Genomic DNA, 15,761 nt, shown 5'->3' on the forward strand with positions numbered 1-15,761 from the left:
CCTTGATGGAATGGCGCTAGGTGGGCGGCGGAATGTCGCGGCCCTTCTGGCGCTCGCGGAACAGCGCGGCGCGCATCAGGAAGATGGTCGTGACCGGCGCCGTGAGGGCGACGAAGAGCGCGATCAGCACCGCGTGCAGGAACAGGTTTGCGCCCTGCACGGAGAAGTAAATGATGGTGGCCAGCGTGATGCACCACACGCCGAGCGTCGCACCGAGCGTGGGCGCATGGATGCGGTGAAAGAAGGTTGGCAGCCGCACCAGCCCGAAGGAGCCGATAGCGGCAAAGGCGGCGCCCAGCACGGTGAATACCGCGGCCAGGATCTCGGCCCAAAGCGGCAGCGGGCCCACGATGAAGTCGCTCATTCGATCACCTCGCCGCGCAGCAGGAACTTCGCGAGCGCGGTCGAGCCGACGAAGCCGAACAGCGCGATCAGCATCGCCGCCTCGAAGTAGACATTGCTCGCATAGACGATGCCGAGCACCAGCATCATCAGCATGCCGTTGATGTAGAGGCAGTCGAGCGCCATCACGCGGTCTTGCGCGGTGGGGCCGACGAGCAGGCGCGCCAGTGCGCACAGCATGGCCACCGCAAGCAGCAGCAGCGCCAGCTTGAGGGCCCAGAAGAGCACGGGGGTCATGATTCGAAGATCTCCATCAGCGGGCGCTCGTAGCGCGCCCTGATCGTGGCGACGAAGGCTGCTTCGTCCTCGACGTCGAACGCGTGGATCAGGAGCGTGGAGCGGTCGAGCGAGATCTCGCCCCAGGCCGTGCCCGGCGTGAGGCACAGGATCATCGCCAGCACCGCCAGCGCATTGGGATCGCGCAGGTGGAGCGACACGCGCACGAAGCGTGGCGACATGCCGCTGCCGCGCCGCGTGAGCAGCAGCCGGGCCACGGTCAGGGCCGAATGGACGAGGTCCAGCGCGACGACGCCGGCGAGCCGCAGCGCCAGCCCCGGACGGCGCATGCGCACCGTGGCGGGCCTGAGGCTCTGGGTCAGGATCGGGACCGCGATCGCGAGGATGGCCGCCAGCAGCAGCGTCGCTGCATCGAGCGACTGGTTCAGCAGCACCCACACGACGAAGAGTGCCAGCGACAGCGGCGGCGAGGGGAGCCAGCGTTTGATCATCGTGCGCTGCCTCCTGCTTGCGTGGTGGGGCCCGGGAGCTGCCGCGCGCCGAGCACGGCCTCGCGGTAGGAGGCGGGCGAACGCAGGCCTTCGGCCGTGGCGGCGGCGTGCCGCATCACCGGCTCGGCCGCGAGCGTCAGCGCGAGGCAGGCCGCCAGCAGCGCCGCCACCGGCAGCACTTCGACCGCAGGCAGCGAAGGCAGGGTGGCGTGCGGCTGGGTCCAGAAGTGGCGGATGCCGGTGCGGCTCAGGGCGATCAGCGAAAGAAAACCCGAGACGATCAAGAGCGCGATGAAGGCCCAGCCCGCCGGCGTGATGCCTTGTTCCGCGCCGAGCAGGCCCGAGAGCATCGCGAACTTGCCGACGAAACCCGACAGCGGCGGCAGTCCTGCCAGCAGCAGCGTGCAGCCGACGAAGCCGAGGCCGAGGAAGGCGATGCCGGCCGGAATGGCGCGGCCGTAAAGCGCTTGCGCATCGTCGTCGAGATTCACGTCGTCCAGGCGACTCAAGTCTTCCGAGAGAAAGGGTGCATCGCCGGCCGCCTCGTGCGGCGCGACGCTCATGCCTGCATTGCGCCAGCGCTCGATCATGTCGATCAGGAGAAAGAAGGCGCTGGCCGCCAGCGTGGACGTCAGCAGGTAGTAGAGCGCACCCGCCCACACCGCCGGCTGCCCGAGTCCGATGGCGGCCAGCAGCGTGCCGGCGGAGATCAGCACGCTGAAGCCGGCAAGGTTGGACAGCCGCTGGGTGCCGACGATGCCGAGTGCACCGACGAACAGCGTGGCCAGCCCGGTCGCGACCAGCACGGCCTGCCCGAACTGCGCCGAAGCACCGGTGTCGGGCGCGAACAGCACGGTCCAGAGCCTAAGCACCGTGTAGACGCCGAGCTTGGTGAGGAGCGCGAACACTGCGCCCACCGGCGACACGGCGGCGCTGTAGGCCGGCACCAGCCAGAAGTTGAGCGGCCAGGCCCCGGCCTTGGCGAAGAAGGCGGTCGCGAGGATGGCCGCGGCCGCATGCACCAGGCCGCGATCGGCCGGCGCGAGCTGCGCAATGCGCATGCCGAGGTCGGCCATGTTGAGGGTGCCGGTCACGCCGTAGAGCAGCGCTGCGCCCACGAGGAACAGCGACGAGGCCGCGAGGTTGATGGCCACGTAGTGCAGGCCGGCCTGCACGCGCAGCCGGCCGGAGCCGTGCAGCAGCAAACCGTAGGAGGCGGCGAGCATCACTTCGAAGAAGACGAAGAGGTTGAACAGGTCGCCGGTCAGGAAAGCACCGTTGAGTCCCATGAGCTGCAGCTGCAGCAGCGGATGGAAGTGCACGCCGGCCCGGTCCCAGCGCGAGGTCGAGTAGATCGAGGCGGCGAAGGCGACGCCGCCGGTGAGCGCCACCATCATCGTCGAGAGCCGATCGGCCACCAGCACGATGCCGAAGGGTGCACGCCAGTTGCCCGGCAGGTAGACGCCGATCGAGCCTGCGCCGCTGCCGGTGTCGGCGGCGTTGACCCAGCGAAGCAAGGCCAGCGCGGCCAGGAGGCCGACCAGGCCGGAGACCACGCTCAGGAAAGACTTGGTGCGCCGGCGCTGTTCGCCCAGGAGCAGCATCAGCGCGGCCGTGAACAGGGGCAGCAGGATCGGCACCGCCACGAGATGCGGCATGCCGAGCTCGAGCAGGTGGTCGAGGAAGCGGAAGAGGCCTGTCATTCCTGCGGCTCCTTGCGCTCTTCGCCGTCCACGTGGTCGGTGCCGCTGAGCCCGCGCGAGGCCAACAGCACGACCAGGAACAGCGCGGTCATCGCGAAGCCGATCACGATCGCGGTGAGCACCAGCGCCTGCGGCATCGGATCGGCGGTGTTGGCCAGCGTGGCGGCGAAGCCCGGGATCAGCACCGGTTCGCTATCGATCTTGACGCGGCCCATGCTGAAGATGAACAGGTTCACCGCATAGGAGATCAGCGTGAGGCCCATGATCACCTGGAAGGTGCGCGGGCGCAGCAGCAAGTAGACGCCGGAGCCGGTGAGTACACCGATGGCGATGGCGAGCACGGCCTCCATCAGGCGGCGCCTTTGGCATCGGCCGCGGCGCGCTCGGCTTCTTTCTCGGCTTGTTCGTCAGCCCAGCGGTGACTGCGGATGGACTGATGGGCCAGCGCGGTGAGGATCAGCATGGTCGCGCCCAGCACCAGCGCGAACACGCCGATGTCGAAGAACAATGCGCTCGGCACGTGCACCTCGCCGAGCACCGGCAGGTGCAGGTGCGCGGTGTGCGTGGTGAGGAAGGGATAGCCGAACAGCACCGCGCCCGAGCCGGTGGCCAGCGCGAGCAGCAGGCCGATCGCGATCCAGCGCCGCGGGTAGATGCGCAGGTGTTCTTCCACCCACTCGGCGCCGGAGACGATGAACTGCAGCACCAGCGCCACCGACATCACCAGCCCGGCGACGAAGCCGCCACCCGGCTGGTTGTGACCGCGCATGAAGAAGTAGATCGACACCAGCACCGAGAGCGGCAGCAGGAAGCGCACGAGCACGGCCGGCACCATGAGGTAGCCGACGGCGGTGTCCTGGGCACGGCGCGGGTTCAGCAGGTCGCTGCTGCCGTCGTCGGTCTGCGCGCGCTGCTGCGCGGGCAGGGCCATGGACTCGGGCGCCGGCCGGAAGCGGCGCAGCAGTGCATAGACGGCGAGGGCGACGATGCCGAGCACTGCGATCTCGCCGAAGGTGTCGAAGCCGCGGAAGTCAACCAGCATCACGTTGACCACGTTGGTGCCGCCGCCCTCGGGCAGGGCGCGCTCGAGGAAGAAGGGCGAAATGCTTTGGGGGAAGGGGCGCGTCATCACGGTCCAGGCCAGCGCGGCCATGCCGCATCCGGACAGTGCCGCAATAGTCAAGTCGCGCCCGCGCCGCCCCCAGAGCCGGATTCGCACCAGTGCGGGCTGCGGCTTGGCGGTGCGCATCGGCAGCCAGCGCAGGCCCAACAGGATCAGCACCACGGTCACGGTCTCCACCACCAGCTGCGTGAGCGCGAGGTCGGGCGCCGAGAACCAGATGTAGGTGGTGCAGCACACCAGGCCCGCGCCCGAGGCCAGCATCAGCGAGGCCAGCCGGTGGAACTTGGCCTGCCAGGCGGCGGCCAGCGCGCAGATGCCGCCGATGACCCAGGTCATCGCGAACATGGTCGAGAAGGGCAGCAGTTCGCGCGTTCCGCGCTCGGCAGGCGTGAGCCACAGCGAGGCCGCCGCGCCGGCGAGGGCGACGACGACCAGCAGCAGCAACTGCATTTGCAGCCGCCGCGTGCCGAAGAGGCGCCGGCTGCGCCGGCCGGCTTCGCTGAGGCGCGCGAGCAGGTTCTCGAACATGCGCTGGCCGTCGAAGCGATGCAGCAGCGGCGTGTACTCGAGATCGCCGCGGGCGCGCCCGCGCCGCTGCAGCATGTAGAGTCCCGCGCCGCCCGCGAGCGCGACGAAGCTCATCAGGAGCGGCGTGTTGAAGCCATGCCACACGGCCAGGCTGTATTCGGGCAGCACGCCGCCGACCACCGGCGTCGCTGCCGCGGCGAGGAAGGCGCCCACCGACCAGGCCGGCGCCACGCCGACCACGAGGCAGGTCAGCACCAGCAGTTCGACCGGCACGCGCATCCAGTGCGGCGGTTCGTGCGGCTGCTTCGGCACGTCGGGGCCGGGGGACGGGCCGAAGAACACGTCGAACACGAAGCGCGCCGAATAGGCCACGCTGAACACGCCGGCCAGCGTCGCGATGACCGGCAGGCTCAAGTTGACCCAGGGGGTGGCCCGGATGAACACGGTCTCGGCGAAGAACATCTCCTTGGAGAGGAAGCCGTTGAGCAGCGGCACGCCGGCCATCGAGGCGCTGGCGATGATCGCCAGCGTGCCGGTGATGGGCATCAGCCGGAGCAGGCTGCTCAGCTTGCGGATGTCGCGCGTGCCGCTCTCGTGGTCGATGATGCCGGCCGCCATGAAGAGCGAGGCCTTGAAGGTCGCGTGGTTCATGACGTGGAACACGGCCGCGACCGCGGCCAGCGGGCTGTTGAGCCCGAGCAGCAGCGTGATGAGCCCGAGGTGCGAGATGGTCGAGTAAGCGAGCAGCGCCTTGAGGTCGCGCTGGAACATCGCGACATAGCCACCCAAGAGCAGCGTGGCGGCGCCCGCACCGCTCACGAGCCAGAACCAGGCCTCGGTGCCGGAGAGCACCGGCCACAGCCGCGCCATCAGGAACACGCCCAGCTTCACCATGGTGGCCGAATGCAGGTAGGCGGAAACGGGCGTGGGCGCCGCCATCGCGCGCGGCAGCCAGAAGTGGAAAGGGAATTGCGCGCTCTTGGTGAAGGCGCCGAGCAGCACCAGCACCAGCACCAGCGGATAGAGCCGGTGCGCACGAATCTCCTCGCCCGAGGCCAGCACCACGTCGAGTTCATAGCTGCCGACGATGCGGCCCAGCACCAGCACGCCCGCGAGCAGGCACAGGCCGCCCGCGCCCGTGACCGTGAGCGCCATGCGCGCGCCGCGCCGCGCGTCGCGCCGGTGGTGCCAGTAGCCGATGAGCAGGAAGGAGAACAGGCTGGTGAGCTCCCAGAACAGCACCATCTGGATCAGGTTGCCCGAAAGCACCACGCCGACCATCGCGCCCATGAAGGCGAGGAAGAAGGCGAAGAAGCGCGGCACCGGGTCCGAAGGCGACATGTAGTACCGCGCGTAGAGCACGACCAGTGTGCCGATGCCGAGCACCAGCATGCAGAACAGCCAGGCGAAGCCGTCCATGCGGAACACGAGGTTGAGGCCGAGCGCGGGCAGCCACGCGATCTCCTCGCGGATCACATTGCCGTCGGCGAGTTGCGGGAAGAGCCATGCAGCCTGCACCGCGCAACCCAGCGCGACCAGGCCCGCCAGCGTCGACTCCCGGTTGCGTGCATCCGACGGCAGCAAGGCCGCGAGCACGCTGGCAACAAAGGGCAGTGCGACGAGGAGGACAAGGGGCATCGCGATCGATTCTATCGAGCGCCCCTCGGAGAAAGCCCTCGAATCAGCCGGCGAACTGCTGCACCGTGCGAATGCCCATCCAGGTGAGGACCAGCGAGCCGCAGACATGCAGCGCCGCCGTGCCGAAGGCCAGCGCGAGCCGGTCCTGCATCAGCATGGCGATCACCTCGGCGGAGAAGCTGGAGAAGGTGGTGAGCCCGCCGAGAAAGCCGGTGATCAGCAGCAGGCGCCAGACCGGGTCGAGTTGCGGTATGGCCTGGAACATGGCGACCGCAACGCCGACCAGATAGCCGCCGATGAGGTTGGAGGCAAGCGTGCCGTAGGGAATCGACGCGCCGGGGGTGCTGAGCCAGAGCCCCAGCCCCCAGCGTGCCAGTGCGCCCAGCGAGGCGCCGATGCAGATCGCGAACACCGGCAGCACGGCGCCTACTTCTCGACGCCCATCACCGCGTTGGGCAACACGGTCACGATGCCCGGGAACAGCGTGATCAGCGCGATGCACAGCACCAGGCAGAAGAAGAAGGGGATCGCGGCCTTGGCGATCACGTTGCTGTCCTTGCCGGTCATGTTCTGCAGCACGAACAGGTTGAAGCCCACCGGCGGCGTGACCTCGGCGATCTCGACCAAGAGCACCACGAAGATGCCGAACCAGACGAGGTCGAAGCCGGCCTTCTGCACCATGGGCAGCACCACGGCGGCCGTGAGCACGATCATGCTGATGCCGTCGAGCGCGGTGCCAAGCACCAGGTACACCACCACCAGCGCGCCGATCAACGCATAGGGCGAGAGGTGCATGCCGTCCACCCACTCGGCCAGCTGCATCGGGATGCCGGTGAAAGCCATGGTCTTGGTGAGGAAGGCGGCGCCGGCCAGGATGAACATGATCATGCAGCTGGTGCGCGTGGCGCCCATGATCCCGTCCTTGAAGTTCTGCCAGGTAAGGCTCTTGCCCCACGCCGCGATGGCCAGCGAACCCAGCACGCCGAAGGCCGCGCACTCGGTGGCCGTGGCCCAGCCCGCGACCAGCACCCATACGATGAAGACGATCAGCAATCCGCAGGGAATCAGGTTGCCCGAGAGGCGGATCTTTTCCCTGAAGCCGGTCGGCGGATCGGCCGGCGGCACCTTGTCGGGGTTGCGCAGGCTCCACCAGCCGATGTAGCCCGAGAACAGCAGCATTAACAGGAAGCCCGGCAGGAAGCCGGCCAGGAAGATGCGGATGATCGAGGCGTCGGCCGCCACCGCATAGACCACCATGGTGATCGAGGGCGGGATCAGGATGCCGAGCGTGCCGGCGGTCGCGAGCGAGCCGATGGCCAGCTTCTCGTTGTAGCCGCGGCGCTTGAGTTCGGGCAGCGCGACCTTGGCGATGGTCGCGCAGGTCGCGGCCGACGAACCCGAGACCGAGCCGAACACGCCGCAGCCGAGGATGGTGGTGTGCATCAAGCGCCCCGGCACGCGGTTGAGCCAGGGGCGCAGGCCTTCGAACATCTCTTCGCTGAGCTTGGTGCGAAACAGGATCTCGCCCATCCAGATGAAGAGCGGCAGCGCCGCGAGCTCCCAGCTGGCATTGCTTTCCCAGAAGGCCGAGAACAGGTTCTTGCCGGGCAGCGTGTTGGTGAAGAAGGCCTGGCCGACCCAGCCGACGATGGCCAGCGTCATCGCGATCCAGACGCCGCCGGCCAGGAGCAGCAGCATGATGGCGAGCAGCAGCGCGCCCATGAGGAGGGTATCGAGCATCTAGATATCCGAGGAGAAGTCGCCGGCCGCGTGCCGTTCTTCGACTGCGCGCTGGTAGCTCGGCTTCTCGCCGCGCACCACGCCGACCAGTTCGTCGATCATCGCGACGAGCAGCAGCCAGCAGCCGATCACGAAGGTCGATTGCGGAATCCAGATCGGGATGACCAGGAGGCCGGTCGCCATCTCGGCGAATTCGTAGCTCTCCCAGGTGAAGCTGGTGGCCCAGTAGGTGAGGTAGGCCACCGAGACCGCGGCGATCAGCAAACACGTGACGTCGAGCACGCGCCGCATCTTGAGCGGCACGGCATCGAGCAGCAGCGTCACGCGCACGAAGTCGCCGTGGCGGAAGGCATGGGCCATCGCGAAGAAGGAGGCCGCGGCGCAGAGCCAGGACACCGCATCGTTGAGCCCGCTCACATGCCAGTTCATCTGGCGGCCGACGCCGGCCACGACCATCAGCACGAAGATCAGGAACACGCAGAACGCGCCGAGCGCACCTGCGCCGCCGTACAGACGATCGAGGAATCGGCGCATGTCTTATTTCTTCTTGTAGGCGTCGACGATCGCTTGGCCATCGGCGCCGGTGGCCTTGAGCCAGTCGGCCTGCATGATGCCGCCGACCTGGCGCATGTCGGCATCGAGCTTGGGCGAAGGCTTGTGGATCTTCATGCCGCGCTCGGCCAGCAGGCGCTTGTATTCGTCGTTCTTTTCCTGGGCGACCTTCCAGCCGCGTGCCTCGGCGTCGGCCGCGACCTTGGTCACTGCGGCCTTGGTGGCGGGGTCGAGCGCGTCGAAGGCCTTGGCATTGACCAGGATCGCGTTCTTCGGGATCCAGGCCTGCGTGTCGTAGAAGTTCTTGATGTGCTCGTAGGTCTTGGTGTCGTAGCCGGTCGAGCCGGAACTCATGTAGCTTTCGATCACGCCCGTGGCCATCGCCGCGCTCAGCTCAGCCTGCTGGATCTGCACCGGCTGCGCGCCGATCAGTTCGGCGATCTTGGCCGTGGCGGGGCTGTAGGCGCGCCACTTGATGCCGCGCAGGTCGGCGACGGAGCCGATTTCCTTCTTCACGTAGATGCCCTGAGGTGCCCATGGCACCATGAACAGCACCTTGATGCCCTGTGCGGCCAGCAGCTTCTCCATGGCGGGCTTGGAAGCCTCGTAGAGTTTCTTCGCTTCGGGATAGGTGGTCGCAAGGAAGGGCACGCCGTCGAGCGCGTAGATCGGGTTCTCGTTGGCGAAATTGGCCAGCAGGATCTCGCCGGCCTGGGCCTGGCCGCTTTGCACGGCGCGCTTGATTTCGGGCGCCTTGAACAGCGATGCGTTCGCATGCACGGTGATCTTGAGCTTGCCGCCGGTGGCGGCGTCGACGTCCTTCGCGAACTGCGTGATGTTCTCGGTGTGGTAGTTGGTGGCCGGGTAGGCGGTGGGCAGGTCCCACTTGGTTTGCGCCAACGCTGCTGCGCCGAGGGTCAGGCCAGCGAGGGCAATGCCGAACTTGTGATTCATGGGCTCTCCAGAACGTACGAAAGTAAAAAGGCGACGGGGAGCATACGTGCAAATATCGGGCCATCGCGTGGGGCTTTCCCCTGCCGTAGGCGCATGGCCGACGCCTCGGCGCGAATGAAAAAGCCGCCCGTAGGCGGCTTTGGATCAGCGCGGCGAACCGCGGCGGAGATGGTTCAGGGCTTGGCGTCGGCCTTCTTGGAGGCGCCGTCGGCCTTGGGGGTCTCGGACTTCGCGACCTTGGCCGCAGGTGCCGCGGCGCCCGCGAAGCTCTGGCCATTGACGGTCAGCCCTTCGGCAGACAACTTGGCGGCCGCCTTCTCCTTCACGCCCTTGACCCGGCTCATGAGGTCCGGCCAGTCCTGAACGCGCCTTGCTTGCGTGCTTCGATGATGCGCTTGGAGACCGCGGGGCCCACGCCCCTGAGCGCATCGAGCTCTGCGTGCGCCGTTTTGTTGACATCGACTGCTGCCCAGGAGGCGGTCGCAACGAGCATGGCCATGATGGCCAACATCTTCTTCCTTGAGATTCCCTGACATTGTTGTGAAAGGGATGCCGGGGCATCCCGCCGCGAGCGGCATGCGCACGGCGCGGGTTTCAACGGCAGGTTCTGAGCTGCGGTTGACGCCTCTGCGACGAAGTCAGAATTGATCAGATTTGTTCAGAGCTCTTCGACGCGCCGGGGCGGGTAGCTGTCCCAGGCCTGGCAGCCGGGGCAGTGCCAGAAATGCTGATGGGCTTCGAAGCCGCAGGCTGCGCAGCGGTAGCGCAGCAGCGGCCGCGTGGCCTGGTCGAGCGCGCGTTGCACCTGCGGATGGAACTGCTCGTGCGTGAAGTGCTCGCTCGCCAGCCAGCGGGACGCCGCCACGAGGGAGGGCTGGTGGGCCAGGTGCGCGATGTAGCCGTCGCGCGGTTCCGGCGCCGCTGGCGCGCTGGACGTGGTGTCCTCCGGCAGCACCGGCGCGCCGCCCAAGGCCATGATTGCCTCGAGCACGTCGATCGAGGGCGATTCTGCATAGCGGCGCTGGAGCAGGATCAGCGCCTCGCCCGCGCGCTGCGAAGCGACCGAGGCCTGCTGCAGCATCGCCGCGTAAAGAGGCAGCGCCAACGGCGCGTTCTCGCTGAGGGCGGCGAGCGTTTCGAAGGCCTTGGCGGAGTCGCCGTTGCGCAGTTGCAGCGTGGCCGTGTCGATGGCCGGCCGCGGCGCCTGCGGCGCCAGCGCGACCGCCTGCTCCAGCAACTGCGCTGCGGCGTTCAGGTCGCCGGCCGCCGCCTGCTCGGCGGACTGCTCGCAGAGGTGATGGGCCCGGCGCACGCCGTAGCTGGCCTGCTCGGTCTCGTCAAGCTTCTGCGCCACTGCGGCGGCTTGCGCCCACTCGCGCGAGCGTTCGTAGATGGCGAGCAGGGCGAGCCGGGCCTCGTTCTCGTAGCGCGTGCCTTCGAGCTTCTGCAGCGCGGCTTCGGCGCGATCGAGCAGGCCGGCGCGCAGGAAGTCCTGCGCCAGCGCATGCTGCGCGCGATCGCGGTCGGCGCGGCTCAGGTCGCCGCGGCCCAGCAGGTGCTCGTGCACGCGCACAGCACGCTGGTATTCGCCTCGGCGGCGAAACAGGTTGCCCAGCGCGAAGTGCAGTTCCTGGGTGTCGGGGTCGTTCTGAACGGCTTCGATGAAGGCATCGATGGCCTGGTCCTGCTGCTCGTTGAGCAGGAAGTTGAGGCCGCGAAAGTAGGCCTTGGGCGCCTGCCGGTTTTCGATGCGCAACTGCCTGAGATCGAAACGCGAGGCCAGCCAGCCGAGGACGAAGGCGAGGGGCAGGCCGAGCAGCAGCCAGCTGAAATCAAAGTCCATGTTGGCGTACGGCGGGAAGGTCGGTGGCGGCGGCTGCCGGGGCAGGGGCTGCCGTGACGGGCGAGACCGGCGCCGCGGGCAGTTGCGCCGCGGCGCTGCGGTGCTTCCACCAGCCCGGCAGCATGCCGAGCGCGCCGACCACGAGTCCGCCGGCAAAGGCCGCAAGTACCACCAGCACGAGCGGGGCGCGCCAGTGGGTGCCGAAGAAGAAGTAGACGGTGGCGTCGTGCTGGTTGTTCAGCGCGAAGGCGAAGAGGGTAAAAAAAATGGCTGCCTTGAGCAGCCACAGGAGGTATTTCATGCGCGTCCCCGTTGGCGGGGGAATTCTATGCTTCAGGCTTCGCGTTTCTGCGCGTCGAGTTCGGCCGTGCGGGCGTCGACCGCCTCGCGCAGCGCCTTGCCCGGCTTGAAGTGCGGCACCCGCTTTTCGGGAATCTGCACGCTCTCGCCCGACCGCGGATTGCGGCCGATGCGCGGCGGACGCCGGTTCACCGTGAAGCTGCCGAAGCCGCGGATCTCGATGCGGTGCCCGCGCACCAGCGCGTCGCTCATCGCATCAAGAATGGTCTTGACGGCGTATTCGGCGTCGCGGTGCGTCAGTTGAGCGAAGCGCGCCGCCAATTCTTCGACAAGGTCAGAACGAGTCATAAACCACAGAAGGACACGGTGAGCAACGCTCACCGTGTTTTCCTCTGTTTACTTCTCGTTGTTGTCGAGCTTGGCGCGCAGCAGAGCACCCAGGCTGGTCGTGCCCGCGTTCTCGCGTGCCGACTGCTGGCTCAGGCTGGCCATCGCGCCTTGCTCGTCGACCATGTCCTTCTGCTTGATCGACAGCTGGATGTTGCGGGTCTTGCGATCCACGTTGACCACCACGGCCGTGACTTCGTCGCCTTCCTTGAGCACGTTGCGTGCATCTTCCACGCGGTCGCGGGAGATTTCGCTGGCGCGCAGATAGCCGATGATGTCCTCACCGAGGTCGATCTCGGCGCCGCGGGCGTCCACGGTCTTGACCTTGCCGGTCACGATCTGGCCCTTGTCGTTCACCGTGGTGAAGGTGGTGAACGGGTCGCTGTCGAGCTGCTTGATGCCGAGGCTGATGCGCTCGCGGTCGACGTCCACGGCCAGCACGATCGCTTCGACTTCCTGGCCCTTCTTGTAGTTGCGCACGGCGGTTTCGCCGGGCTCGTTCCACGAGAGGTCGGACAGGTGCACCAGGCCGTCGATGCCGGCAGCCAGGCCGACGAACACGCCGAAGTCGGTGATCGACTTGATCGGGCCCTTGACGCGGTCGCCGCGCTTGGTGTTCTGCGCGAATTCCTGCCACGGGTTGGCCTTGCACTGCTTCATGCCCAGGCTGATGCGGCGCTTGTCTTCGTCGATCTCGAGGACCATGACTTCGACTTCGTCGCCCAGCGAGACGATCTTGTTCGGGGCGATGTTCTTGTTGGTCCAGTCCATTTCGGAGACGTGCACCAGGCCTTCGATGCCGGGCTCGAGCTCGACGAAGGCGCCGTAGTCGGCGATGTTGGTGACCTTGCCGAACAGGCGCGTGCCTTGCGGGTAGCGGCGCGAGACGCCCATCCACGGGTCGTCGCCCATCTGCTTGAGGCCCAGCGAGACGCGGTTCTTCTCGGTGTCGAACTTGAGGATCTTGGCGGTGATTTCCTGGCCGGCCTGCACCACTTCGCTCGGGTGGCGAACGCGGCGCCATGCCATGTCGGTGATGTGCAGCAGACCGTCGATGCCGCCGAGGTCGACGAACGCACCGTATTCGGTGATGTTCTTGACGACGCCGCGCACGACTGCGCCTTCCTTCAGCGTTTCCATCAGCTTGGCGCGCTCTTCGCCCATGCTGGCTTCGACCACGGCGCGGCGCGAGAGCACCACGTTGTTGCGCTTGCGGTCGAGCTTGATGACCTTGAATTCGAGGGTCTTGTTCTCGTAGGGGGTCAGGTCCTTGATCGGACGCGTATCGATCAGCGAGCCCGGCAGGAACGCGCGGATGCCGTTGACCAGGACGGTGAGACCGCCCTTGACCTTGCCGCTGGTGGTGCCGGTGACGAAATCGCCGGATTCGAGTGCCTTCTCGAGAGCGAGCCACGAAGCCAGACGCTTGGCGGTGTCGCGCGAGAGGATGGTGTCGCCGTAGCCGTTTTCAACGCTGCCGATGGCAACGGAAACGAAATCGCCGGCCTGGACTTCGAGTTCGCCCTTGTCGTTCTTGAACTCCTCGATCGGCACGTAGGCTTCGGACTTGAGGCCTGCGTTGACCACGACGTGGTTGTGTTCGACACGCACGACTTCGGCGGTGATGACCTCGCCGGTGCGCATTTCGGAACGCTTCAGGGATTCTTCGAACAGGTCGGCAAAAGATTCAGACATTGAGTTTTCCTTCCGTCACGCAGGGTTTGCAGTCGCAAATGCAATATCGCGGGCGACTGCGTCGGATCTGGAGACGGCGGTTGTTGGGCTTGGGGCCCGGTTGAGGTTGAACAACCAGCAGGCCGGTGCGCTGTCGCGCGGCGGGGACCTGCTGGACCGAAACGCCTTTTCAAGAAGACTTGAAAGGCTGTATTTCCTGCCACCAGTCCAGCACCCGGTCGACCGATTGCTCGATCGAAAGAAGGGAGTTGTCCAGGAGGCGGGCATCAGGCGCCGGCTTCAGCGGCGCGACGCTGCGGGACGAATCCCGAAGGTCACGCGCTTCCAGGTCGGCGCGAAGACCGTCGATTGTAGTCGAAATACCCTTTGAAATCAACTGCTTATGACGCCGGTCGGCGCGCTGGGCGGCGTTCGCGGTCAGGTAGACCTTGAGCGGGGCGTCGGGGAAAACGACGGTGCCCATGTCGCGGCCGTCGGCCACCAGGCCGGGCAGGCGCCGGAAGCTCTTCTGCAGCGTCATCAGCGCATCGCGCACGGCCGGCAGCGCCGACACGCGGGAGGCGTCCATGCCGGCGGCCTCGGTGCGGATGGCATCGCTCACGTCTTCGCCGGCCAGCACGATCTTGCCTTCGCTGAAGCGAAGGGGCAGGGTGCGGGCGAGCGTGGCAATCTGTGCCTCATGCGCGGCATCTGCGCTGAGCCCCGCGCGGCGCATCGCGAGACCGGTCACGCGGTAGAGCGAACCCGAATCCAGGTAGTGATAGCCGAGCCGGTGCGCCAGCTCGAGGGCCAGTGTTCCCTTGCCGGAGGCGGTGGGGCCGTCGACGCAGATCACCGGCACTTCGACGGCCTCGGCCACCGAGAACAGGGTCTCGAAATAGTCGGGGAAGGTCTTGGCGACGCACTGCGGCTCGAGGATGCGCAGCGGTACGCGGGCCGGATTGAAGGCCGCGAGCGAGAAGCACATCGCCACGCGGTGGTCGTCGTAGGTACGGATGCTGGCCGCGCGCCAGCCGGCCGCGGCCAGCGGGTGCACGCGGATGAAGTCGGGGCCGTCCTCGACCGTGGCGCCCAGCTTGCGCAGCTCGTTGGCCATGGCGTCGATGCGGTCGGTTTCCTTGACGCGCCAGCTCGCAATGTTGCGCAGCAGGCAGGGGCCGTCGGCATAGAGCGCCATCACCGCGAGCGTCATCGCCGCGTCGGGAATATGGTTGGCGTCGAGGTCGATGGCCTTGAGCGGCCAGGCGCCACGCGAGACTTCGAGCCAGTTGGGGCCGCTGTCGACGCGCGCGCCCATCTGACGGGCGGCTTCGACGAAGCGGATGTCGCCCTGGATCGAGCCGGCGCCGACGCCTTCGATGCGGATGCCCGCGCCGCTCGCGATCGCACCGAGCGCGATGAAATAGCTGGCCGAGGATGCATCGGCCTCGACGTGGATGTCGCCGGGTGAACGGTAGCGGCTGCCCGCGGGAATCGTGAAGCGCTGCCAGCCGTCGCGCCGGACCTCGATGCCGAAGCGCGCCAGCAGGTTGAGCGTGATCTCGATGTAAGGTTTGGAAATCAGCTCGCCGATCACCTCGATCACGATGTCGCGCTGCGCTGCGGCCAGCGGCAAGGCGAGCAGCAGCGCGGTGAGGAACTGGCTGGAGACGTCGCCGCGCACGCGGATCGGCGTTTCGAGCTGCAGAGCATCGAGGGCCACCGGATGAATGTGCAGCGGGGGATAGCCGGGGTTGCCGGTGTAGTCGATGCGGCAGCCGAGCTGGACCAGCGCGTCGACCAGATCGCCGATCGGCCGCTCGTGCATGCGCGGCACGCCGCGCAGCTCGAAATCGCCGCCGAGCAGGGCGAGGGCTGCGGTCAGCGGACGCATCGCGGTACCGGCGTTGCCGAGGAACAGCGAAGCGCCCGGCGTCTGCGGCTTGCCGTCGAGGCCGTCGATGCGCAGCGCATTGCCGGTGCGCTCGATGCGGCAGCCGAGCGCGGCCAACGCATCGAGCATCACGCGGGTGTCGTCCGAATCCAGCAGGTCGTGCACCGTGGTCGTGCCGTCGGCGAGCGCCGCCAGCAGCAGCACGCGGTTGGAGATGCTCTTGGAGCCGGGAAGCCTGACGGTACCGCCGGCGGCGACGAGCGGCGGGATGTCGAGGAAAGGTGTTTCGAACATG

17 protein-coding genes are annotated in these 15,761 nt (G+C 67.3%); all 17 read right to left on the reverse strand.

Features of this window, described 5'->3' with window-relative positions; genetic code table 11:
* Window positions 1–16: 16 nt before the first annotated feature.
* A complete protein-coding gene (mnhG, locus tag BLS74_RS03860) occupies window positions 17–364 on the reverse strand; it encodes a monovalent cation/H(+) antiporter subunit G (RefSeq protein ID WP_093103084.1) in 348 nt (115 codons plus the stop codon).
* The gene (locus BLS74_RS03865; RefSeq protein ID WP_093103086.1) at window positions 361–639 is read right to left on the reverse strand and encodes a K+/H+ antiporter subunit F; all 279 of its coding nucleotides are present in this window, start codon (window positions 637–639) and stop codon (window positions 361–363) included. Before BLS74_RS03865 ends, mnhG begins: the two co-directional genes overlap by 4 nt.
* The gene (locus BLS74_RS03870) at window positions 636–1,127 is read right to left on the reverse strand and encodes a Na+/H+ antiporter subunit E (protein ID WP_093103272.1); all 492 of its coding nucleotides are present in this window, start codon (window positions 1,125–1,127) and stop codon (window positions 636–638) included. The genes BLS74_RS03865 and BLS74_RS03870 overlap by 4 nt, the downstream gene beginning before the upstream one ends.
* Window positions 1,127–2,833, reverse strand: a complete 1,707-nt coding sequence (locus tag BLS74_RS03875; RefSeq protein ID WP_093103087.1) for a monovalent cation/H+ antiporter subunit D — start codon at window positions 2,831–2,833, stop codon at window positions 1,127–1,129. The genes BLS74_RS03870 and BLS74_RS03875 overlap by 1 nt, the downstream gene beginning before the upstream one ends.
* A complete protein-coding gene (locus tag BLS74_RS03880) occupies window positions 2,830–3,183 on the reverse strand; it encodes a Na+/H+ antiporter subunit C (protein ID WP_093103089.1) in 354 nt (117 codons plus the stop codon). The genes BLS74_RS03875 and BLS74_RS03880 overlap by 4 nt, the downstream gene beginning before the upstream one ends.
* Window positions 3,183–6,122, reverse strand: coding sequence for a monovalent cation/H+ antiporter subunit A (locus BLS74_RS03885; RefSeq protein WP_093103090.1), 2,940 nt, complete (start codon window positions 6,120–6,122; stop codon window positions 3,183–3,185). Before BLS74_RS03885 ends, BLS74_RS03880 begins: the two co-directional genes overlap by 1 nt.
* 43 nt (window positions 6,123–6,165) lie before the next feature.
* The gene (gene crcB, locus BLS74_RS03890) at window positions 6,166–6,543 is read right to left on the reverse strand and encodes a fluoride efflux transporter CrcB (RefSeq protein ID WP_093103092.1); all 378 of its coding nucleotides are present in this window, start codon (window positions 6,541–6,543) and stop codon (window positions 6,166–6,168) included.
* 5 nt (window positions 6,544–6,548) lie between these two features.
* Window positions 6,549–7,862, reverse strand: coding sequence for a TRAP transporter large permease (locus BLS74_RS03895; protein ID WP_093103093.1), 1,314 nt, complete (start codon window positions 7,860–7,862; stop codon window positions 6,549–6,551).
* Window positions 7,863–8,396: a TRAP transporter small permease gene (locus BLS74_RS03900; protein WP_093103095.1), complete on the reverse strand. Its 534-nt coding sequence runs from the start codon at window positions 8,394–8,396 to the stop codon at window positions 7,863–7,865. It lies immediately after the preceding gene.
* Between the two features lie 3 nt (window positions 8,397–8,399).
* Window positions 8,400–9,368 carry a TRAP transporter substrate-binding protein gene (locus tag BLS74_RS03905; RefSeq protein WP_093103096.1) on the reverse strand — a complete coding sequence of 323 codons (969 nt, stop codon included), beginning with the start codon at window positions 9,366–9,368 and terminating at the stop codon, window positions 8,400–8,402.
* Between the two features lie 173 nt (window positions 9,369–9,541).
* Window positions 9,542–9,712, reverse strand: coding sequence for a hypothetical protein (locus tag BLS74_RS34960; RefSeq protein WP_244503738.1), 171 nt, complete (start codon window positions 9,710–9,712; stop codon window positions 9,542–9,544).
* Window positions 9,709–9,879: a helix-hairpin-helix domain-containing protein gene (locus tag BLS74_RS34965; RefSeq protein ID WP_244503739.1), complete on the reverse strand. Its 171-nt coding sequence runs from the start codon at window positions 9,877–9,879 to the stop codon at window positions 9,709–9,711. The genes BLS74_RS34960 and BLS74_RS34965 overlap by 4 nt, the downstream gene beginning before the upstream one ends.
* Before the next feature lie 147 nt (window positions 9,880–10,026).
* Window positions 10,027–11,211 (reverse strand): lipopolysaccharide assembly protein LapB, encoded by a 1,185-nt coding sequence (lapB, locus tag BLS74_RS03915; RefSeq protein WP_093103098.1) that lies wholly within the window; start codon window positions 11,209–11,211, stop codon window positions 10,027–10,029.
* Window positions 11,201–11,512: a LapA family protein gene (locus BLS74_RS03920; protein ID WP_093103099.1), complete on the reverse strand. Its 312-nt coding sequence runs from the start codon at window positions 11,510–11,512 to the stop codon at window positions 11,201–11,203. The genes lapB and BLS74_RS03920 overlap by 11 nt, the downstream gene beginning before the upstream one ends.
* 32 nt (window positions 11,513–11,544) lie before the next feature.
* Entirely contained in the window at window positions 11,545–11,859 is a 315-nt protein-coding gene (locus tag BLS74_RS03925; RefSeq protein WP_093103101.1) for an integration host factor subunit beta, read from the reverse strand.
* Window positions 11,860–11,907: 48 nt separating this feature from the next.
* Window positions 11,908–13,593, reverse strand: a complete 1,686-nt coding sequence (rpsA, locus tag BLS74_RS03930) for a 30S ribosomal protein S1 (protein ID WP_093103102.1) — start codon at window positions 13,591–13,593, stop codon at window positions 11,908–11,910.
* Between the two features lie 169 nt (window positions 13,594–13,762).
* Window positions 13,763–15,760 carry a bifunctional 3-phosphoshikimate 1-carboxyvinyltransferase/cytidylate kinase gene (locus BLS74_RS03935; protein WP_093103104.1) on the reverse strand — a complete coding sequence of 666 codons (1,998 nt, stop codon included), beginning with the start codon at window positions 15,758–15,760 and terminating at the stop codon, window positions 13,763–13,765.
* Window position 15,761: the final 1 nt, after the last annotated feature.

Source organism: Variovorax sp. CF079 (assembly GCF_900101545.1).
Classification (GTDB): domain Bacteria; phylum Pseudomonadota; class Gammaproteobacteria; order Burkholderiales; family Burkholderiaceae_C; genus Variovorax.